At 43.6% G+C, this 21487-nt stretch carries 16 protein-coding genes; 4 read left to right on the top strand and 12 right to left on the bottom strand.

The window, feature by feature from the left end:
* Window positions 1-55: 55 nt before the first annotated feature.
* Window positions 56-1087 (top strand): hypothetical protein, encoded by a 1032-nt coding sequence (locus IPL83_02940; GenBank protein MBK9038112.1) that lies wholly within the window; start codon window positions 56-58, stop codon window positions 1085-1087.
* Here the strand turns inward: IPL83_02940 and IPL83_02935 are convergent.
* The 9 genes from IPL83_02935 to IPL83_02895 all read right to left on the bottom strand — a co-directional run bounded on the left by IPL83_02935 (window position 1080) and on the right by IPL83_02895 (window position 11252).
* Window positions 1080-3140 (bottom strand): cation:proton antiporter, encoded by a 2061-nt coding sequence (locus tag IPL83_02935; GenBank protein MBK9038111.1) that lies wholly within the window; start codon window positions 3138-3140, stop codon window positions 1080-1082. The genes IPL83_02940 and IPL83_02935 overlap by 8 nt on opposite strands.
* 79 nt (window positions 3141-3219) lie before the next feature.
* The gene (locus IPL83_02930) at window positions 3220-4857 is read right to left on the bottom strand and encodes a S8 family serine peptidase (protein MBK9038110.1); all 1638 of its coding nucleotides are present in this window, start codon (window positions 4855-4857) and stop codon (window positions 3220-3222) included.
* Between the two features lie 160 nt (window positions 4858-5017).
* Window positions 5018-6055 (bottom strand): hypothetical protein, encoded by a 1038-nt coding sequence (locus IPL83_02925; protein MBK9038109.1) that lies wholly within the window; start codon window positions 6053-6055, stop codon window positions 5018-5020.
* Between the two features lie 240 nt (window positions 6056-6295).
* Window positions 6296-7267: a cyclic nucleotide-binding domain-containing protein gene (locus IPL83_02920; GenBank protein MBK9038108.1), complete on the bottom strand. Its 972-nt coding sequence runs from the start codon at window positions 7265-7267 to the stop codon at window positions 6296-6298.
* Window positions 7267-7908: a hypothetical protein gene (locus IPL83_02915; protein MBK9038107.1), complete on the bottom strand. Its 642-nt coding sequence runs from the start codon at window positions 7906-7908 to the stop codon at window positions 7267-7269. Before IPL83_02915 ends, IPL83_02920 begins: the two co-directional genes overlap by 1 nt.
* A gap of 11 nt (window positions 7909-7919) precedes the next feature.
* On the bottom strand, window positions 7920-8396 hold the full coding sequence (locus IPL83_02910; GenBank protein MBK9038106.1) for a hypothetical protein: 477 nt from the start codon (window positions 8394-8396) through the stop codon (window positions 7920-7922).
* Window positions 8393-9175: a hypothetical protein gene (locus IPL83_02905; GenBank protein MBK9038105.1), complete on the bottom strand. Its 783-nt coding sequence runs from the start codon at window positions 9173-9175 to the stop codon at window positions 8393-8395. Before IPL83_02905 ends, IPL83_02910 begins: the two co-directional genes overlap by 4 nt.
* 8 nt (window positions 9176-9183) lie before the next feature.
* On the bottom strand, window positions 9184-9789 hold the full coding sequence (locus IPL83_02900) for a hypothetical protein (GenBank protein MBK9038104.1): 606 nt from the start codon (window positions 9787-9789) through the stop codon (window positions 9184-9186).
* Between the two features lie 92 nt (window positions 9790-9881).
* Entirely contained in the window at window positions 9882-11252 is a 1371-nt protein-coding gene (locus tag IPL83_02895) for a hypothetical protein (GenBank protein ID MBK9038103.1), read from the bottom strand.
* A gap of 295 nt (window positions 11253-11547) precedes the next feature.
* Here IPL83_02895 and IPL83_02890 point away from each other — a divergent pair, with 295 nt between their 5' ends.
* The gene (locus tag IPL83_02890; GenBank protein ID MBK9038102.1) at window positions 11548-13140 is read left to right on the top strand and encodes a hypothetical protein; all 1593 of its coding nucleotides are present in this window, start codon (window positions 11548-11550) and stop codon (window positions 13138-13140) included.
* Between the two features lie 486 nt (window positions 13141-13626).
* On the opposite strand, the gene IPL83_02885 is transcribed toward IPL83_02890, so the two are convergent.
* The 3 genes from IPL83_02885 to IPL83_02875 form a co-directional block, all read right to left on the bottom strand.
* Window positions 13627-15219 (bottom strand): serine/threonine protein kinase, encoded by a 1593-nt coding sequence (locus IPL83_02885; protein ID MBK9038101.1) that lies wholly within the window; start codon window positions 15217-15219, stop codon window positions 13627-13629.
* Window positions 15220-15394: 175 nt separating this feature from the next.
* Window positions 15395-15970: a PilZ domain-containing protein gene (locus IPL83_02880; GenBank protein ID MBK9038100.1), complete on the bottom strand. Its 576-nt coding sequence runs from the start codon at window positions 15968-15970 to the stop codon at window positions 15395-15397.
* A 207-nt stretch (window positions 15971-16177) separates the two neighbouring features.
* On the bottom strand, window positions 16178-18064 hold the full coding sequence (locus IPL83_02875) for a penicillin-insensitive murein endopeptidase (protein MBK9038099.1): 1887 nt from the start codon (window positions 18062-18064) through the stop codon (window positions 16178-16180).
* 498 nt (window positions 18065-18562) lie between these two features.
* Here IPL83_02875 and IPL83_02870 point away from each other — a divergent pair, with 498 nt between their 5' ends.
* Together IPL83_02870 and IPL83_02865 are read left to right on the top strand one after the other, a co-directional pair.
* Window positions 18563-20023: a hypothetical protein gene (locus tag IPL83_02870; protein MBK9038098.1), complete on the top strand. Its 1461-nt coding sequence runs from the start codon at window positions 18563-18565 to the stop codon at window positions 20021-20023.
* On the top strand, window positions 20016-21440 hold the full coding sequence (locus tag IPL83_02865; GenBank protein MBK9038097.1) for a hypothetical protein: 1425 nt from the start codon (window positions 20016-20018) through the stop codon (window positions 21438-21440). Before IPL83_02870 ends, IPL83_02865 begins: the two co-directional genes overlap by 8 nt.
* The last annotated feature ends 47 nt before the right edge of the window (window positions 21441-21487 follow it).

Below are 21487 nucleotides of genomic sequence, written 5' to 3'. Positions count from 1 at the left end.
GGAACCTGAATTTTTTCTGGTCAGCGAAAGGCCCGAGTATTGCTATAGAGTACTTATGAGCTTGCTATTTACCCTTGAGCTGCTTAAGGAAACTCCCTTGTGCCAAATTAGACGATCTAATGCCAAAAATTGTCTTCTTCACGGCCTCATTTGCTTCATTGCCGGGCCGTTGTTTTTAATCTCTCAGAATTTGGCAGAGGCTTCAGCTTGCCGAAATAACTTGTCACCACCTGCCCAAATCAAAGAAAGAATCCTTAGATTTTTCGCAAAACAATTTGCAGTTGATCAAAATTGGGCGGACGAGTTGACTCGCGTTGATCAAATTCTGGCTCAGATCATTGCGGAAGATTTTAGTTCCTTTCCCGATGAAAAAATGGAAGCTCTCCTAAAAGGCTTGGAAGACACGGACTACGACATGTCCGAAGACAACAGGCAACAGGGATCCGTTCGGTTCTCTCCTGACCGTTTACCTCGACTGGTGATGGAAATCCTTCATTCAGGACCCTATAGCCGAGTTACTTTACGACATGAATTAAGTCATTATTTGAGATTACATGGGGGTCACAGTGACCCAAAGTTGGCATTCAATGAAGCTGAATTGCGTCTGAATAGGCTAAATGGCGTCTTTCGCGAAGAGGCTCATGCGTTTTCGGATGAATATGATTTTGTCCACCGCGCATGGACTCTCAATGACATATCAAGATTGAGAAATATGATCAATCCTGAGCCTGGCCAGGAGGCAATTAAGATACTTCGTGAAGTCGGTCTTCTAGCAGAGAATGGGCAGGGGACAGCAGTTGGAAAGCAATTTTCTAAGTTATCAGACGAGGAAAAGCTGGCAGCAATGGCCCTATTGAGAGGATGGATCAGCTACAGGCAGGACATTGATTTTGTAGATAAAATTGAAGAAATTCTCTCGACGCCAAAACACGCGTTTGTGAAGAAACGATTGCAACTATATCGGTCTGAGCAAGTTCACAGGAATATTGTTTTAAGGGCCAAGAAATATTTTCCGAGTGGCCTAGTTGATGTCTTCGATACTCTAGGTATTTTCAATCTAATAAGCAGACGGTATAAATTCAGGTGATAGCTGCTTCTCCAGCGAGAAGTAATTCTGCGGATTTAATAGACTCGCTGGTACCGAGTAAATATAGCGTATCGTTCCTTTCAAGAGAAAAATTGGCATCGGGCACTGCAACGCCTAATCCGTCACGAAAAACAGAGACAAGTGTGGCTCCAGTGCGCTTTCGTAAATCAAGCTCACCGAGAGTCTTTCCTGCGGCATAGGAATCGCTCTTTAATTTCATGGGGTAAAGATTTGCCAGAGCTTGCCAGGCGGGCATGTCTATTGTTCTTCGCTCGGACTCCTTAATTCCATTTCGAGAACTCTTTAACCGTTGCTGAGCTTCCAGAGTAAAGTCATAAATCTGCTTCTCGTCCGCTCCATAGGCACGTAGGGTACGGGCCAATATTTCCAATGAAGTTTCGAATTCAGAAATGACGGGCTCAAGATTTGGATTAAAATCCATTTTTTCTAAATCACGCATATATTGCAAACGAACAAGAACTTTGATTTCCGGGCGAATCCGATAAATGGTTCGTAAAATTGCTTCGGTAATATCCAAACTATTTACGACAAGTATAACCAAATGAGCTCGCTCAAGCCCGCCCTGATGAAGTATTTCTTCTTTTGAACCATCTCCAAAAAAAATAGGTTCACCTCGTTTAAGACCCTCCCGAACTGAAGTTCCGTTCATTTCGATGATTCGATAAGGCAGGCGAAGTGACTTTAACGCTGAAGCAACTTCCTGTCCTGCAATTCCGAACCCAATAATAAGCGAATGACCACCCTGAGGAGCAGACTCCTGGTTCGTTGATGAGCTGCCAATCAAACTCCTGATCCAATGAATTTTCAGACTTTTTGCAAGATTCTGAAACCGCTGAGAAACCATGCTGAGGGGCTTGTCTCGAAACCCCAACTTTGGCGCAATTCGATAAAGTAGGGGAGTGAGGATCAGTGAAATGATGGAGACAGCCAAAAAATACTGATACTGTCTATCCGACATTAAGCCAAGGACCCTGCCACGATCCGCGAGAATAAATGAAAATTCACCAATCTGAAATAATATCAAGGCTGTGACGGAGGCAACAGAAGAGGTATGGCCAGAAAACCACAGGACCAAATAGATAGATATGAACTTTAACAAAGAAATGCCAAGAGCAAAGGCCAATATCTGGAGCGTATTTGATGCAAGAAAATCCAAACTCAGCAGCATTCCGATTGAAACAAAAAATAATCCCAAAAAATTATCTCGCAGAGGAGCAAATTCGGCGGTTGCCTGTTTTCCAAAGGGGGAGCTAGATATCATAAGGCCAGCAAAAAAAGCCCCAAGAGAAAGAGAGAGACCTATTTTTTCAATCAACAGTGCCGTTCCGCCGCAAATAAATAAGACCGAAAAGAAAAATACCTCGCTGCTACGGGTTCGAACAACTCGATCGAGCACAAAAGGAACGATCCATCTTGCACACACTCCAATGAACAAAATAAGCCCCATAGATTTCAAAAGAAACATGCCGATCATGAGAGGATCAAATTGAATGAGATGCTCGCCGCCACCCTCCGCTAAGAGCGGGACAGTCAGCAACAGAGGTATGACAGAAAAATCTTGGAAGAGAAGGATTGCCAGCGATGTCTGTCCAAATGGAGAATCGAGATTTCTTCCCTCTTTTAATAGTTTTAAAACCACAGCAGTCGAACTGAGAGCAATGATCGATGAAAAGAAAAATGACTGGGGCCAGGAAAGATCAAATCCATACCGAAGGACAAGCAAACTGACTCCTATGGTCATCCCCATCTGCCCCCCTCCAAGGCTAAGAAAAATTCTTTGCAAGGAACGCAGTTGACGCAAAGAAAACTCCAATCCGATCGTGAACATCAATAAAATACCGGCAATTTCGGTGAGGAGTTCCACTCGCATTACGGTCTTTACCCATCCAAGTCCATGTGGACCGACTAAAATGCCTGCAATAAGAAAACCGACGATTGGCGGCAGTCGCAAGGAGTGAAAGATCGTGGCTACCAAAGTAGCTGAACCTAAAATCAAGATAAGATCCGTGAATATCACATGGTTATCTGACATAAATGGCCTTCTCCAACAAAGTTGCTAAATCAAAAAGTCGAAGGTTCATTCCGCGAGGATTTCTCCTACACAATAGCGGCTATGGGCAGCCTCGAGAAGAAAAAACTCCACTTGCGCCCACTGTCTCTGGATAGGTTTTGTGAATCAGACTCATCAAACCCTCAAAATCCATTCTCCGTCCTTCTTTAAAGTAACCAGTCAGTTTACTATCCCTAAAAGAGCTGCCTGCAAGCAGGCTTTCCACTTCTGCGGCTTTTGGCTTCATTCCAAACGTATTTCGCAGAATTCCGATTGTCAGAGCAGCGGCACCAGAAACAATTGGGGCCGACATTGAAGTTCCAGAAAGTCGAGAATACAGCAGATTCTGATGAAAGGCGACAGGAGTTACAGTTGAAAGAAGACCCAAACTCGGACTTTCCGCTCCCGGGGCTGAGAGCTCAACATATCTTGGGCTAAAATGACTGAAGGTGCTCCAATTATTGGTATTGCTGTCAATGGATCCAACCGATATCATTCCTTGAATGGATTCACCATACAATGCAGGCAATGAGGTCAGGTTAACCCCATCGACCTGACGTCCTGGCGCTGATGCACTGCTTGAATTGCCGATGGCCGCAACGACCACACTGTCTCGATTGACTGCTTCACGAATGGCGTCGAGATAAAATGGATCACTGTCCGAACCGGAGGTTAGCCGCCCTAAACTCAAATTAATGACATCCGCCCCATTTTGATAGGCAAATCGGATTCCGTTAGACACAACTTCGCTCGTCGTTTCATAGCTATTTTCTCGAAAATAGAACACTCGAATTGCCATAATCTTTGCAAAAAACGGCATGATGCCAATGAGGCCCACTCCATTATTTCCAGCGGCTGCAACCAAACCCGCAACGTGCGTGCCGTGGGAAATCGAGGAGTTGTCCATAGGGTCATAGTTCACGGCCGAAGTTCCAATGGTTGAGGCATCAATGCCAACGCCATTTCGATTTCGCCACATTCTAGAAATAAGATCTGGGTGCGTATAGTCAACTCCCGTATCAATGATAGCAATGATTGGTTCTCTGCCATTGTTGATCAGAGGCATGCCATTTGTTTGATCGTAAAAGCCATCAAATGTGGATAACAATCTAAGAGCACGCACATGCCCTTGATTGACCGCCTCTGGGTCATTAAATGTCGCCTGCATTTTGTAAGTGCGGTTGTAGCTGACCCCCAAAAGACACTCGTCTTTCCTGGCTTCGTTTTCGAGATCACTGACAGCTAGGGGCTTTGAGGTTTCAAAACTGAAGGCTTGCTTATCCAAATCACTAAAAATGGGCCGATCCTTGGTTAACTCCATACTGAGCAATTCTGGAACAGGATTCTCCGTTTTCATCTTCATCAGACAGGAGGTGTCGACAAGGGCGACAAGCTTTGATCCCACTGGCAATATTTCTGGACTGTCCGTGACTTTCTGGAAGCCTTGGAAGCTGCCATTCGAAATCTTATATTCTCCCAAGAGGACCTTTTCTGCTGAAAACGGAGATGAATATTGGCGCTCAAAAGATTTCTCAGCAATAGTATTTCTGACGAGATTTCCGAGCGGAGAGTCTGCCGCGCGACAGACACTTGCCCGGGGAGCGAAATCTCCACCGCAAGAGTTAAAAACAATCAAGAGGCCAAAACCTGAGGCACAGATGAAAAAGCCAGTTGGTCGCAAATATCTTCCCCACATCACCACGTCTCGGGCTCTCCTCTTGTTTCCTGAAGTTCTTTCCCTCAATCGGTACTATCCTTCTATTCTACAGAGGGAGACAGGCGATTATCTATGAGATATTCCTCGAATCAAAATGAAGTGAACCAGGAGTGACGAATTTTGCCTCCTGTCTCAAAATGAGTCACTTCGGAACTGGAAAGAATATTGGCCGATATCGTTCATTGAAAGTTCGAAAGTCGGGTTCTAGCATAGCAAATACATCAAAGCCGTCAGGTATGTCTGGCATTGGCTTCCCAAAGATGTGTGCGTAAAGCGCCATGGAATACACTTTCGAAATGAGAGCACTTCCTCGATGTGCCGGTGTCGCGTTCATTATCCAATACAACACACGCATAAAATCAAGATCACTCTTTGTTTCTATAGCACGAGCTGATATCTTCATAGCATCATCCAAAATAACATGTGATTCATCTTTTCTAGGATGGAATACCGTCAACAACTGAATAGGTGGATTCGATGTCCCCCATGCTAGATCTGTATCTATATTAAGAACATACCACTCAGACCCCGTCTGTACACCCATCTCAGTTTCGATGTAATTGCGTCTCTTGAAAATCCACGTTCTATAATTGGCATCTTCATCCTGAAGAGGCTGGCGATTTTTATCATCCGATGGCGAAGACCCTCGTTCATTCATTATTTCTATAAAGCGACCCCGCAACCTTTTGGAAAGATCGCCATTTTGAAAATAGGAATCATCACCATCATCAATGCGAGCTATTTCCGAATAACCTGCCATGGAACGAACTACCAATTCCCCATCTCTGAATGGATCTAGCCATCGAAAATATCCAAAAGTCATAATGGATCTGCTATCTCCAGCAGGCATCATTGCTCGGGCGAGGGACCTTCTTAGAATAGCTAATTCAGAAAAAATAGCAAAAGGTGGCTTATTTGATCGAAAGGAAGCTTGCGCTGTATTTACCATTTCAACAGCAAAACCAGGATAAATGCTCTCGATTCCGGCTTGAATCCCCCATGCTTCCGAGTGAGGAAAATTGCTAGGACTATAAAACTGATGAAATGTAAAACTTCGGCAGGTAGATTCCGCCATAGGATACGCCGGTGTTGACACAAAGATCATCACCCAAAGAAGCAGAGCCGGGCACCACGTTTCAAATTTGACATCAAACATGCTTTCACTTTCTCGCTTACTCATCGAGATGATCCAACTTTTTCAAATACATTGATTTGACTTAACTTGACTATTTCAGAGGCTATAGCTCGCGTTTTATAAATGAAAAAGTAGAAAGTACACATCAGCACAAGATCTTTTAGATGAGGGTAAATGTTCTATCGATTTCTTACCTATTTACAAAAGTCCTCCTGAGTCTCACTAGGGCGTGTCCTCAAATTGGCTTAAAGAATCTGAACTGGCCCGCTTGATTATGCTTATAATTTAAGAAGCTCGAAACTGAGACTGAGTGTCCGCAGGCTTGCTTCTCAAAAATTCGATATCTTCCTGAATGCGAGTTTCACTCACAGTTTCGATAAACATTGCCATTTCAATATTTTGAGTAATGATATCCCAAAATCCCTCATTGTTTATCTTCAGAACTAGTACGTTCTCCAAAGCCACAACTGAGGCAGTTCGGGAAATATCTGCAACAGACGAAATCTCACCAAAAAAGCCTCCCTGACGAATTTTTTTAATAAGAATGCCGTTGATGACGACGCCTACTGTTCCTCGAACTAAAAGATAAAACCCCTCACCTTTACTCCCTTGGTGATAAATTATCTCATTCGCGGAAAAAACTTCAATCAGACCCTTGCTCAAGAACAATTGAACAATATCTTCGGGAAGGTGGCGAAACATAGGTGCGCTTGAAAAAAATTGGGCGACCATGATCGCATTTTTAAAATCACCAATCTCTCGAACGTATTGAGATTCATTGCTCACCGAACGAATCATATCTCCAGGAATCTCCAAAACTTCACTTCCTTCTTCAGCAACAACAGTCGAAGTTCTCTTGACTTGCTCAATAACCGCAATTTCACCGAAAATCGATGGAGGCAAAATTTCACCAACAAATTCCTCTTTGCCCTCGACACTTCTGTGGACAGACAAAGTACCTTTCAAAAGAACGTAAAGATGGTGACCAATATCACCTTGCAGAATGACGCAACTACCAGCTGGAAAATGTCGAATTTTACTCCCATCCAATATTTTCCTCAAAAGCGATTCAGAAAAACATGAGAGCAGAGGGAGATCTCGCACAATATAGATCAGATTGTCCGCGGTGGAAACAACACTGTCCTTCACCTTTACGTGAGCTACCAACTTACGATACGTGGATCTGAGCAGAATATCTATGGAAGTTCCAAGACTCAACATAAGATATTTTAAAAGGCTAAAAATTGAAAACAACATTAGCCCAACAAAACCAGTGCTCCAGCCTTTTCTCCTAATGGCTCAGTCTGGAAGCTATAGGCAATCAAACTGTAGTTTTCTGCAAACATGCGCCAAACAGCAATTGCAGAAACGGACAGCCAGGTTGCCGCTAAATACGCGTAAGGAGTAAGAGTGCCATTTTGAGGATTTAGATAGATCTCATCATGCAATAGACTAAAAATATTTTTGTCTCTGTAATAGTGAGTAACTTGATTAAGACCGTCGTCATCCCGTAGGGCTTTAAAATAAAGAGAGATCTCACTTTCACCGTAAAACGGATTGAGTTCAATTAGCGCAAGAATTACCGAAACAAATACGGCTTGATCAAAAAATTCAGAATTAGGTGCAAGCAAATGGAGGCCATAAATAAAGGAAAAATAACACAAGATAAGGCTGCCGTGAAAAATAGTCAGATACAACCGATTGGAAACCAGGAATAGAGATTCATTCCCAACTTTAAAATAAACTCCAAGTAAGCCCATAACCAGACGGAAGTTATAGGCTTTTCCAGCTAAAAAAAGCAGAAGAAGAGTTTTCAAAAGTGCCTTCGCACTGAGCAGAATACTCGATAGTCCGAAGACATATAGGACGCCTAGCGCATAGCTTCCTTCAACCCTCAAAAATCTAACATTCAAAATTCTGAATTTATATTTTGCATGCCAAAAATTGAGAGAACTATCGTCGCCATCGATATAAAATAAAAAGCCAATGGGTGCGTTTCTTCATTGCTGATTCTTTGACCAAAATAAATCTCAGCTAATGGTCGATAAAATATTGATTTGCCCGAATCAATAAACCGGAAATTCGATTTGGAATAAAGCAGCTCTGATCCGTTTTCAAAGAAGCCTTTTTCCTTGAGTCGATAAACAGCTCCAAAAATCGTTTTGAAATGAACAACACCTTGACGCTTATATATTTTTTCGACTATTTCCTTCATTGAACGCTGACCGTTGCAAAGAATAAGAAGATCAGCCAGCTCGATTGGAAGTATGATTTGTCGATGTTTTTTTTCTGATTCAAAAACTAATTTTGCGCCCTGTGGAGTTACACGACCCATCACCAATTTCGGACGAAAATTGTCAAAATCATGGCGTTCAACTTCACTCATTCCTTGAGCCTCTGATATTCCTGAATCGCTTCAGTGAGATTGACAAGCAAATTTTTGAGTCCCTGCGATTGACTTCTAATATTGGATACAAAGATCAAAAGATCGTACAAAAGACTTTCTTTAATTCTCTGTCCGGGGATAGTGTCTTTGCTTTTTACACAATACACAGGGGCTCCATGTCTATAGAGGAAGATGCGAGTTCCATAAATTGATACCTCAGCCAGTGGCATATTCAAGTCAGTTCCTGGGAATATCGTCAAGGCCTCTCCAGTCATCCCGACCCACATCTCGTGAGTTCCGATATCTAGATGGGCGGCGTCCTTGGCCAAGATCTTCCTCATCTTTAGTCCTAAAAATCCTGGTTTCAATAGCAGGTTGAGGCGAACAAAGGATTTTGAATCCAAGTCAAGAAAGCGCAAGTGTCGCTTGTCATAACCCGCTGCTACAATCAATGAACGTTGCATTGCAACTCCATCAGTCCAAACTAGTTCCAAATCAATTTCATTTCCTACAGTGGATCGTAAGCTGTCAAAACTGTCTATCAAGCAAATTCCACCTAAACTGATATCTTGAACTTTGATTGGTCTACCTTCAAAGCGAATCTTTGGAAGAGTTTCGACATTGCCAAATTCAGGATATTGGACACGAGCCGTTCTTCGTCGGTCGAGCGAATTTTCAGTGGCCAAAGATTGTGTTGAAATTTTAGATTTCTCATATTCATCGGTACTGAATATATCCAGAAGACGTGAGAGCCAACTATGAAGTCTAATGTACTCCATCTACGATATTACCCAAAAATCCAAGTTTTCAAAAGTTCTACTTTTCTATTTTCACGAATGTAAACGATGTTCTCCGGATTATTTTCAGTCTTTTGCTCGCAAGAAAGAGAGATTTTTTCCTTGCCATTACATAACCATACTTGAAAGGTGTCGGACACCCAGTCCGGCAGAGAATCAATTAGATGAAGTTCTCCGAGGGAAAGTGCTCTGGTGAAGGTCAAGAATCTCTCATTCTTACCCTCTATTTCTATTTCAAATTTTTTTGCAATCAAGGTGGAAAATTTCGAAATATCAGAGGATTGAATTGTGCTGTCTGACTCAGCAAGCGGGAGACCTATACTTCGTATATAGGTCGCCGTTTTTGTGACCTCGTCATCTGGTCCCAACCCAGACCCCTTATCAAGGGCACTTTTAAGGGCACTTTTCAGTTCAGGAAATCCACTCAGAGGCTTCCAAGATTTTTCCCCAGTTTTCCAGGCCAGCCAGTGATGTCGATTGCGTATAGGAACAGACTTAAGAATAACCCCAACTTCGGCGAAATTCAATCCGTCCACTTGGTGTTCTTCAACCTGATCATATAAGCTCCAGAGTTCTGCCCGCGATGTTTCACCCATTGATTTACCTACCAGAAGTTGTTAACGCTCTTTGCTTTTGCTCTAAACCCAAAACTCAAATGACCGATTCGAGACAATTTAATTTTGCAAGATTAGAATGCCAAATCGGGAAAAAAATATCTCCTCTTTGTGATTTTATTTAATGCTGATTGGTCGTAACTACCACTGTTTCCATTGAAGTAGTTCGGTACATCATCTAGATCCCAAAAATCGTTGCACAAGTCTCCAATTCCTGAACAGTTTCCGCCGCCCTCAACTCCCGATCTGTCTGGATTTACAGTCACTCCCGCTGAGGATATATACGTCAGATAGTCCGAGTACACATCCCATTCGCGGATATATAGCTTGATCCGATTCTTCACCTCGTAGGCCTTGTCTAGACAATCAAAGGTCCACGCATCGCTCGTCGCTGAAAGCAAGGTCCCGCTTCGATCGTCGATCGGATCAATAAAGTAGGGGAGTGAGGATGAAATGAGTCCAGTACCTATATCCACGTGATCGTGCAAACCAGAAGTTGTATAGTAATTTGCCACTGTCATCGTGTCTGAGCCTTTCGGTTCATCAATGAGAGGTGGCAAATTCGTTGTGTTATTTAAACCTTGAGCGCCGCCTACATATTGCAGACTGCTCAATGGAAATCCCAGGTAACTGATTAGCGTCCAACCTGAGGTGCGCACGTGGCCCCCATAGCAACCAATTCGGTTCCCACCCCACTTGCTATCAGTTCGGATAGATGACGTAATGTTTGGAGGACCTGTGGACGGTATACGTGTGATATTTTGGGTCATAATGTAATTTCCAAAGCAACAATTGTTTCCACCGGAAGCGGAGCGGTCGTATACGCAGGTGGCCCCGGCTGTGGTGAGGTCAAAGTTGAGTTCTCTATAGTTTGGCACGGCGTTATCTAAAGTGCATGGCCCAGCCGTTCCATCAACGACACAGTCGCTGGTCACGACCGCATTTGTGCTATCATAAGTCACATTTATCACGACGTCACTGGGTCCATATCCAACTTCTTGGTTGTAGAAATAATATGGAGTTATTCGAAGGTAATCGCACATTCCTGTGGGGACGTTATAATGAAACTGAATTTTGTTGAAATACAGATCCAACTCATTTACCTCGACATTGCAATTTATCGCGGACAAGGATGTCGCAAACGGAATCTTGCACTCATCGGAAAATCCAGTTGACTTGTGTGCATGAAACGGAAACTTTCCGGAATCATACAGACGAACCCAGAAATCATTATTATCAATGGATCCGATCGGGGGATTGTTCCCTCCACCTCCATTTCCATCATCTCCATCATCGCCTCCGTCGCCACTGGCCGCGTCAGTCGCACCCTCTTTTGCACAGCCGCTAAAGGCCAAAATGGGGAGAGCAAGAATGATCAGGCACAAAACCAATTTAAACAGAGACCTGATCGCATTTCGAGAACAGCAAATAGATAGATCAGACATCTTAAGATTTCTCCTCACTGTCTTTCCGGCCCAAACACAGGCAACTCAGAATTACTCCATAGCAGTGTATACTTATCGGAATGCTTCTGCGGTTTTCGAGCCATTCTCCTGAAATTTCGAGTGACCTGCTAATCCTGGTTCATTTTGGGTCGAGAAACTCAATACGACTGTTTGCCTTTCGTCCATACGAGAGATTAAATTCTGGAAACTTTCGACAATTCTTGACGTTTGGCTAGTCTCATTTTGATTAAGAAATAACTAAAAATATACGATAATACTCATGGAGAGGAATCGCATGGCACTATTTGCAAAGTTGAGCATGAGAATTATCTTGGCGCTTTTACCTGTTTTATGTCTTGGATCTTGTGGTTCGAGCGATGATGGCGGCAGTGATGATTCTAACATTGTTTCAGAAATCGATGAAGCAACAGAGGATATCTCTAGCGACGAAGGGGGATCTTCAGATGGCCAAGCGCTCAGTGATGAGAGCGGCGAAGACAGCGAAGTCAGCGAAGATGGTAACGAAGAATTTGCCTCTGACTATGAAGAGCAGGACGAAAATGGCGACCAAGGAAAAAGGCAAGCGGCTTCAGAAGAAGGCAAGGGGGACGAGGAGTTTGGTGACGAGGAATTTGCCGATGAGGACCTTGCTGAAGGGGAAGGCGATGCCGACAAGACGGATGAAACTGAAGAAGTGGCCGGAGCCGGAGACGAGGATTTTGAGGATTTTGAGGATGCAGGAGACACCGAAGGACAAAAAGGGGGTGCTGCGGAAGAAGATCAAGAGCTCGCCCAAAACGATGAGCCAACCCTCGAATCTTTGGATTCCCCTTCGACCGCTGAGCTCAATGAACCAGCCGAGAAGGATGGAGACGAGGACATTCCAACAACTCCTGAGCCCAGTGTCGACAACCCAAAGGATTTGAATGCTGCTGCCGATATTCCAAGCGAGGAAACTGCCGAAGGAAGCAGTCCTGCTGAATCCGCTGGACCCTCGGGAAGAGGTTGGGTTCCTGTCAAGAAAATTAGATCTGAACCATTTCGTCAGAATGGTCGCTTGATGAATAGTGTCTATATTGTTAGAAACGATTCTAATCTTGCAGGAGTCAGCCAGAAATTATTCGGAAAAAATAGGGCGAAGATTTTCCTGGAAGACAACCCTCATTTGGCGAGGGGTCTCAAAACGGGAGATAAGGTCTATTACAATTCGCCCCTGAGACCTGATGACTCGACGACCATGAAAGTGTCTTATGACGATGTCGGAGCCGTCGCAGAGGAGTATGTCACTCGAGTGGGCGATAACATCAGAAACTTTTCGAAAAAATTGCTTGGTTTCCCCGACGCCTGGAAAGAAGTTTGGTCCACAAATGAGAATGTCGACTCCAAGGATGTCGTAGATCAAGGTCTCACCTTGCGATACTGGAGAGATGACCTTGGCTCACTCAACACCAAACTGGCAAAGGAAAGTCAGCCACCCAGTTTGGATGTTGCAGACGGAAGCGTCGCAGATGATTTCAATTCGGGCTTAGGGCAAACCGAGGCCATTCCTCCGCCTCCAGGACCCGATACAAATGGAATGGCCAACAATGCGCCGTCTCCCAATATGAATCCAGCAATGCCACCCCCAGAGGTGCCTCAAGTAGCCGAGAATATTCCTCCGCCACTTCCTCCGCCACAGCCCCTAGCTGCTGCCGAGAATCCTCCCGAACAAGCCGGAAATGGCGCCAATGGAGATTCAGAAGGAGGAGGATCCATTGGTAAGATCGGGGTGGGGGACAACACGACATTAATTTATATTACTCTGGGACTCATTGCTGCAATGGCAATATTCATTAAGCGCAAGAAAGGGTCTCGCCCATCAGACCTGTTTGAGGCAACCCAGGTTTAATAAATTTTCTGACATCAAAAGAAACTGACAGGGTGACCTTTTGAGGCAACCCTGTCCTGGCACTCTATTATTGAGGACAGCACAAAAAGAGACCGGGAAAAAAATCATAGCAAACCGAGCCTGGGATGAACTCCAAACTGACTTTGCACTCTGACCCCGGAAAGCCGATCGTAGGACTTGGTTCCTTGGGCTCATTTTCACCTGGGGTCTTCGGCTGTCCGCATAATCACTGTAGAAAACTGTGTAAGAAACCCTTCGGCCAACAGAATCTAAGATTTTGGCCAATAAACTGGGATCCAGTTGGGACGATTATCGAATGCCTTATGCCACATTATGGTGATTTTCTGCGACAGCAGAATTCTGTTGGTTTTGGTGTCTCAAATTGAGATAGTGTTCGATTCAGATGTTTTTTATAATGATCTGATAAGATCTATTATGTTACTTTTTTTAATTCTTTGGGTTTGAGAATATTGAGGGGGTTTTCTATCAATCCGTCATATCCACGTAGATTTCTTCTTCAAATGGTTTGATGACAACTTTCCTAATGCCATATCCAGGATATTCTAAGGTTATCTCTGCTGACCTTTCGTCTATTACTTTGACTAAACCTGGCGTCTGAAGTCTCAGAGCTTTTCCGTTTTGATAAATCTTAGCCCCCGACGGCTTGGTTCGAATCTGCACGGTGACAGGATCTTTTGGATATTTTAGACCCAATTTTGAAATTGAAGAAGGTTCGCGATCGCGATCAGCGTCGCTTTTAAGCCCAAGAACCTTTTTAGTATAATCGATATTTTCAGACCAAAATACACTTAGGTCCTTTCTTACCATCTTAGACCACACCATAGAGATTAAAATAAGAGAGGTCGCTACTTTCCAAGAAATGGAAATGCCCTTCTTAAGCTCATAATTGCGCCACATGCCGCGAGCCTGTTTCTTTTTTTCGGTAATTGCCAGGCGAGAATTGCGAAATCGCTCAACTGCCTCCTGAGTATTTGCAGTATTTCGCAACTCCTCTTTTGGCCCAATGACTCCCAGAGAGTCCACAAGATCTGCGTATTGATTGAACTTGCTTTCAAATTTCTTTAGGTTGAGGTCTCCACCCATCTGCGCGATGTACTTTGCTAGTTTGTTATCAATCTCATTCATTTCCTTTCCAAAAACTGTTCTAATCATTTTTTGGAAATCGTGAGGCGAAAAATTTGGATAATTGAGATTCAAATATGAATTGATGTCTTTATAGAGTTCACCAGCTGATTGATAGCGATTTTTTACATCTCCGGCGCATGCTTTCGCGACAATTTCGTCCAATTCTGGCGTGACTGCAGGATTGTAAGCAATCAATCCGGAGTGTTCTGGATTTCCTAACCATCTCACAATGCCCGCATCTGGAATATCCTGATAGAACCGTCTCCCCGATAGCATCTCCCAGAACACAACTCCTAGAGAAAATACATCTGAGCTGTGCCTGACTTCTTCTCCTTTTGCATGTTCTGGACTAATATATTTTAATTTACCCATGATTTGATCGGATTGGGTCTTTTCATTGAACTCGGAAGTTCGGGCCAATCCAAAATCAATTATTTTCACTTCCCCCTCAAAATTTATCATGATGTTCTGAGGACTTATATCTCGATGAACAATATTTAATGGCTTTCCAGACTCAGGATTTTTACAGGTTCGAGCGTATTCGAGGCCAGCAGCGACAGATCGGACAATATGCAAAGCATGTTCAATCGCAATTGTCTTTTTATGCAACATAGCATGGTGCATGAAACGACTGAGTGGCAGCCCCTTTACAAAATCCATGGCAACATAAAAGTCTTCGCCTTCATTCCCGCACTCATATAGGGAAACAATTGAATTGTGCTTGAGCACATTCGCCAACGAGGCTTCCCTCTTTAACATCTTAACAGCACGCGGATTTGTTGATTGCTCAGCACTAAGAACCTTGACGGCAAAAAACTGCACGACATTGTTCTGCATTTTTGAAAAGGCCAAATACACTTCTCCGCTGCCACCCGCTCCCAGCTTTTCCAGAAGAGTATATTTTCCCATTTTCCTAGATTCAGCCGCTGCCACTCTACCTCCGGTATTTCCCAAGGGTATTATCGGCTTCCGACCAAATGCACTTAAAATAACTACTCTTTTTAGAACAATTGGGGAACCAGCGGAGATTATGATCGCAAGATGATTCTATATTCAGGATTAAGGTCTAGGTTCAGACCTTGTGCTTGGTTGATTTTAGATAATGAACTTAATCTTCCAGGGAAGTCTGAGCTTCTGCCAAAAGACTTTCAATGTATGATCGAGCCATTACATTCATCTTAATAATTCGAAGTCCGTAAAGATAAGATGGCGACTTGTGTTCAGATAAATCCTTTTTCACTACGAGGACTTTCATCGTAATTGAGTCAGATCCATTCGACATTTCCAGATCTGCCACATCTCCCTTTTGCAAGATCTCTGACTGAGTTACCAATCCAACGCCTGACAAGCTGAAATTTCCCAAATATCCGGACACTACGGTCGTCAATTCAGAAGAATTAACGCGAACTGAAATTGATGTGATCAATGCTTTGCGATCATAAAGTCGGCGCTCACCAACAGACTCGACATCCTCCAATTCATTTATCTGATCATTTGCAATCTTTGTATCGTTAACATCCAGCCCAACCTGTGGGCCGAAATCAATCAAGTCATTGGCAAATTCAACAGAAGTTTTTCCCGGCGTACGATGAAAGAAACTCTCCATCTCCAAATCAACCCCTGCCGTGCTTTGGCTCAGATCAATAGCATCCTGAATAGTCCGTTCAATTTTTGATTTAAACAATTGTTTCTCCTCAGTGATCGAAACAGATCAAATCCCCCACTCAATCATAAAGCAATGCTTGTGCCATTCAATGCCCACCAAAATCACTCGATTCGATCTCCGCTGTCCCATTTCTGGACATTTGATCAAGATTTCTCGAAGTGTCGTCAGGATAAACAGACAGTCCCATGGTCTGATTTTGCTCCTGAGGTAGCTACAATGGATTGGCTAGCTGCATTCAGTTCCATTTGGAAGAGTTTGATCCCTGCACAGCGGGTAATAGGGCGAGCATTTTAAGCGTAAGTGGAAGTGGTCGTCGTGACCAGAATATGCTCTCAAGGCCGTCAGTACATCCTTTGCTTCGCCCATGAGACCTTGAGATTTCACCCATCCGCACATACTTTTTTTTATTTTTTGATCCACAAAAATCCGGTTGACGTAACCCGTTGCAACTAACATTTTAAAAAAATGATAATTTTTTTCTATATCAAAGTCCTTTTTAACCTCTCCTCTTTTATCCAAAACGGTCCCCCATTTTGACTCTCCAATATAGACAATATCGGCATCGAGACCATTTTGATGGGAAGAATGACCACCCAATGCGCCTCCGCCCTTCTTGCTGAGTGCGTTCACTCGAATTAAATCCTTGTTCCCATACATCTCTTGAAATCGAAGGCTGGCCTTTTTAATTGTAGCAACCAATAATCCAGATCCATAATGCTGCTCTCTTCTCAAATCAATGACTTCGAATTCTCCCTTTTCAGCCTCACCGAGAAAATTCGGACCAGAGCCGGATTCGGAGATAGATCCGCCTACCAAGCGTCGATCATTCTTCGAACAGGCTTGTTTGAGGCAACGACTCGAGCCACAACGCGAAAAACAAACGAAGTAAGGCAATCCTTTGCTTTGAGCTCCCAGTTTTAAATCACTCTCCTCAAGCAAAATTCCAGTCATGGCTTGTGAAGACCGTTCTCTCTCAAGTGATGTTTCACTCTCGCCTGAAGTAGTTGTGCCCGCTCTCATACCTGAAGTAGTTGCGCCTTCACTATCTTGTCTGCCATCAACTTTGACCACATCGCTATCCTCAACATCTGACTGATTTCCCTTTGGCGAAAGTGACGGATCCGGAGAGGTCGGATCTGGATGTGATCTTCCATTCATAGAGACCTTAGGATCCTGACGAATCACCTCGATCCCATCGATCGGTTCCTTCGCACCAGTGCCAGATTTGCTCCCTGTTTGATCCCTGCCTTTAATTACAGGGATTTTTTCAGGCGGGAGCGGCTGCTCCGACGGAGGCTCTCTCTCCTTGGGCTTTCCCAAATCCCTGACCTCCTCATAAAATTTGGAGTCGACTTTATAGCCCACAAATTCGCCGGCACAACCAGTGTGGTCATCACATACTGAAACAATGGGAGTCTCATCGGCCTGACGGTCCTCCAATTTCTGGGATTTGACTTTTTGATCATTGAGAAAGGCTTTCGGAAGATCTAACTGCATTTCTTTGTCAGACTCATCACTTATGAATTGTTTTCTTCGATTAGCTCCATTCTCTCGATAGTAAACATCAACATAAATCGATTGGCACATTGTCAAATCAATACACTGAGCTATTGCGCGCAGACGAGAACCCACATCAGTCGTTTGCGTTTCTTCAAGGTCCGCACGCCCTTGGGCTCCAACTCTCCCCCTCAGAACCAATGGGATCTTTTCACCTTCCGTTTCAATGGTTACACGCAATTCTATATCGCGATTCCTTTTGTCAAAATAAATTGAAGGCTTCACAAACCTCAGAGTATCGTTCAAGTATGTTGTGCCTGCGATTCCGCCGCCCTCCCTGTCAGAATTCTCTGACAGAGCGGGATAGAGAACAACTGAACCACTCAGGTTTACATCTTCCTCGTCACCCTTCTTTGCGTCTCCTGGTTCGAACAGGGCACGTGAATCCCCTGCTCTCATTTCATCCAGTTTTGGTTTGGACTTTTTTGGCGTACAGGCTCCAATAAAAAGAAAAAGACACCCACCTAAAAAATAGAATAATGTCATTCGCCAATTCATATTCTGTGCTTTCCTAATAAGCATAAGATCCGAATCCGTGGTTCGCTGCTTCATCACAAAGCAATTTCAAGACCCCTCAGATCCTGTTATAGCCCAGATAGTTACCCAAAATGCCCATACAATTATCAAGTGAATGACAGTTTTTGTCCTTGATTCGGCAAAAAAAAACCCCCCCCTTTACGGAGAGGGTTCTATCGCAAGAGTGCTGATTCTCTCGCTCCCCCTCGAAGACGATAAAAGCCAACATCCCATCCCTTGCAATCATAAAAGGAAGACCAAAAGGTGAAATGAAACCTATCAATCTGGATGAGCAAGCGAAATACACAAATTCGCACAAATGTTCACATATTGTGCCCACCGCTTTTTGAAAAAACTTCTTAAGCGGGAAAAGAAGGTCCAAAAGGTTTTAAAAGTAGATTTGAACGGAAATAATATTAAGTGTGAATATTATTTATGGTGGACAATCACTTCTTTGCTATTCATTGATAATCATTTGATTTTTATCCCTATTCGTAGATTAAATCACCAGAATCAAACATGAAAAATGGGCAGGCTATGAATAGAGTTCACTCCTCAAGATTTAACAGTCGAGCGATTGTTTGGTGTTCCGTTCTCTCTTTGCTGACACCCGCTTTTACGGCGTTCCTGAATGCGAGTGAGGCATCGGTTGGGGAAAAACTTGCTTCTCCGACAGGCAGTCCTCACTTGGCATCTCCTTTCACCTCGTTCCATGAATTGTCGGGGACTGGGGATTCAACCTATACGGACAGTCGAGGATACAAATACGAGATCTTCTTCCCCTCCTCCCGCCCGAACCTTCAGGCGATCATCGACGACATCAGTATTGATTTGACAAAAACGAAGATTGGAAGCTCTATTTGTTCAAGTATATTGAATCACGACCCCAGTTTAATCGAAAATCACTTATCTGTAAGTGTCAAAGCGGCCAATGAAATCGCCCGCAGTTGTTTGTGGCCGGAAGGTTCCATTCCTGATTCGTCTCAGAATAGCCTTGTTTTTTCAAGTCCACCAGAAGTTCTGAATAAGCTTAGTATCCGACCAGGCAGTAATCAGAAACGATTGTTCATTTTGATTGTGACTGATGCCCCCTCTTTTCCTTTTGATTCTTGGACGGATCCTTTTCTAAATCACACGATACTTTTGGTTCGACACACACCGCAATATTCTGACCTAAACAAGATCTTTCTAACTCAACTTTTGGCCCATGAATTGGCTATTTATTTCGACGGTCGATCATGGCCTGGAACAAAAGAATGGTCAAATATTGAACCGAATCGGATATTCAACAGGTACGTTGGACCAAACAACCTCAGGTCTGTGAACACAGTTCTTTCCAACCCGCTGATTAGCAACGTCTTTGCCTTTATTCGTGCTTTCAATGTCGAGCGGGCCATGATTGACGACATGGTTCAAAATCAAGGATTAAAGCTCCCAGATCGCTACAGTTATGACTTTAAATCATTTCCGTTTTTAGCAGCCAATTATACAGATCAGGATCTCATTGATTTTGTCAAAACTCAGTCCGAGACACTGCTCCCTCTCTCCCTCCCTTTGGTCGCTTGGGCGCCGAATTATCGGGCAAAGAAATGGAGAGACCTGGATGATTCTGTCGCTGGCTCTCAAAATCAATTAACAACTGATTCAACCCTGGTTCTAAAAACTTACGCTCCAGGTTTTATCCGGTCATTTATTGAATCGAATTCACTCAAGGAGTTGCTTAATTTGCCTGAGAGACAATTCGGTGAGTCCGCCTGGCTAAGAACAGAGCAAGTTTTTGCGACTCTGTTTTTTCCAAATGAATTTTCATTCTTAATAGGAGTGGATTCGGCCCTATCATCTAAATATCGACCATCTGATTTCAGCGTATTTAGGTTTATGTCTGAACCCGCTTTAAGTGGCTACAACGTTAAAGGATCTGGCGGTCCTAGACCCCGCATAAGAGGGGGAGGATTTTCTCTCAGTCTAGAAAAATCAAATCTGTTGGCTCATGAATAATACCAGCACTCACCCTTATCATTCAAGTTTGACATCAACAGATATCATTCACAACATGAGATCTCAGACTGAAGCTTTGATCCAAAGCGGAGATTTAGACCTTGCAACAAAATGCATCGAATATTTTGAACCAAATTCACTAGCTGAACGTAGACTAAAGGAACATTTGCGTGGCCTTATCTATGAGTACTCGGGAAATCTCGAAAAGGCTTATTCGTCCTATTTGTTGGCCCTAGAAAAATACGGTGAAAATGTCAACCTCATCCGAGATCTGGCTAGTGCTTGTTATCAACTTGATCTTATAACAAAATGGCGCTTCTACCATCAAATGCTAAGACGGTCATTGACTGAATTGGGAGATACTCTCTCTGTTGAATCACGGATTTCTTGTACCCTGCAGGTCGGGAAATACATGGAGGAGGACGGAGATCTCAGTGGAGGGCTTGCTGTTTATGAGGAATGTTTTGAATTTGTAAAGTCTGTGCGCAATCAAGATGAACGTAGACTTTTGTATTTGCGCACTCTTCCTCAGATTGTCAGGTTAAAATCCCATTTTAATCATACGGAAAAAATGGGATTCTATTATTCTGAATTAATCAGCATTAATAGGTCTGATTGTCCGAAGTCCCTAGATACCGAAGTCCAACACAGCCTTATGCTTGCTGAAATATATTTGGTTGGTATTAATCACGCCTGGGCCCGAGCCCAAACTCTTCTTGAAGACAACAGTCTCTTGGAGAGTGACCGCCGCCTCATCTACTTCGACTTTCTGGAAGAAATGCTGATTCGCGGCGAGTGCATAACCGACGGAATGCGCTCCTTTCAACAGCTTTGCCTCCATGCGAATTCTTTTGAAACTGAGATTTCCGTTCTCGCTTTCAATCCGGAGGGAGCGAGGGACTTGGCGGAACTATCAGGCTTAGCAAGTGTACTCTCTTGGTCCTGTTACCTACGAATTCTAATTCTTTATTTTGGACGCACGCAAGACGGAGTTCTCATTGATGAGCTCCGAAATAAAATTAACCTGATCTTAAGCTCCCTACCTTCAGCGGAGGCAAAGGGATTCTGGCTCAACAGAATGAAACCATATCTCGGTGCAGGGGACCTCATTATCAATTTTTCTCGAGAGGCACGAACGGTCATATTCCAGAACAAGGAAGTTGATCTCTCCCGTAAAAAGGGAATGCTAATCTTGCTTGATGTCATGACTGACGAATCGGAAAAATCAGTTGACGAAATGATTCGCCTTCTTTGGAATTGCGATTATTCTCCAGAAAACTATCACAGACTGAGAATGACTGTTCATCGACTCAATCAAGTCCTTTATGATTTGACCGCCATTCCAAAGGTTTTTGAAATCAGCGCAGATCGCCTCACTGTAAAACCTTCGGTCATCCTAGAATATTTGGTTAACTGAGTAAAAAGGACGATGTGAAGCATCCGTGCTTCAGGATGTCTTCCTGT

Source organism: Bdellovibrionales bacterium (assembly GCA_016716765.1).
GTDB lineage: Bacteria > Bdellovibrionota > Bdellovibrionia > Bdellovibrionales > UBA1609 > JADJVA01.
Note: the sequence above shows the minus strand (reverse complement) of the source record. Positions and strands in the feature narration are given on the sequence as shown.

Bases quoted from the DNA above. Each gene is read 5' to 3' on its own strand.
- IPL83_02940 (MBK9038112.1), top strand. From the start codon at position 56: ATGAGCTTGCTATTTACCCTTGAGCTGCTTAAGGAAACTCCCTTGTGC.
- IPL83_02935 (MBK9038111.1), bottom strand. From the start codon at position 3,140: ATGTCAGATAACCATGTGATATTCACGGATCTTATCTTGATTTTAGGT.
- IPL83_02925 (MBK9038109.1), bottom strand. From the start codon at position 6,055: ATGAGTAAGCGAGAAAGTGAAAGCATGTTTGATGTCAAATTTGAAACG.
- IPL83_02920 (MBK9038108.1), bottom strand. From the start codon at position 7,267: ATGTTGTTTTCAATTTTTAGCCTTTTAAAATATCTTATGTTGAGTCTT.
- IPL83_02910 (MBK9038106.1), bottom strand. From the start codon at position 8,396: ATGAGTGAAGTTGAACGCCATGATTTTGACAATTTTCGTCCGAAATTG.
- IPL83_02905 (MBK9038105.1), bottom strand. From the start codon at position 9,175: ATGGAGTACATTAGACTTCATAGTTGGCTCTCACGTCTTCTGGATATA.
- IPL83_02900 (MBK9038104.1), bottom strand. From the start codon at position 9,789: ATGGGTGAAACATCGCGGGCAGAACTCTGGAGCTTATATGATCAGGTT.
- IPL83_02895 (MBK9038103.1), bottom strand. From the start codon at position 11,252: ATGTCTGATCTATCTATTTGCTGTTCTCGAAATGCGATCAGGTCTCTG.
- IPL83_02890 (MBK9038102.1), top strand. From the start codon at position 11,548: ATGGCACTATTTGCAAAGTTGAGCATGAGAATTATCTTGGCGCTTTTA.
- IPL83_02870 (MBK9038098.1), top strand. From the start codon at position 18,563: ATGAATAGAGTTCACTCCTCAAGATTTAACAGTCGAGCGATTGTTTGG.
- IPL83_02865 (MBK9038097.1), top strand. From the start codon at position 20,016: ATGAATAATACCAGCACTCACCCTTATCATTCAAGTTTGACATCAACA.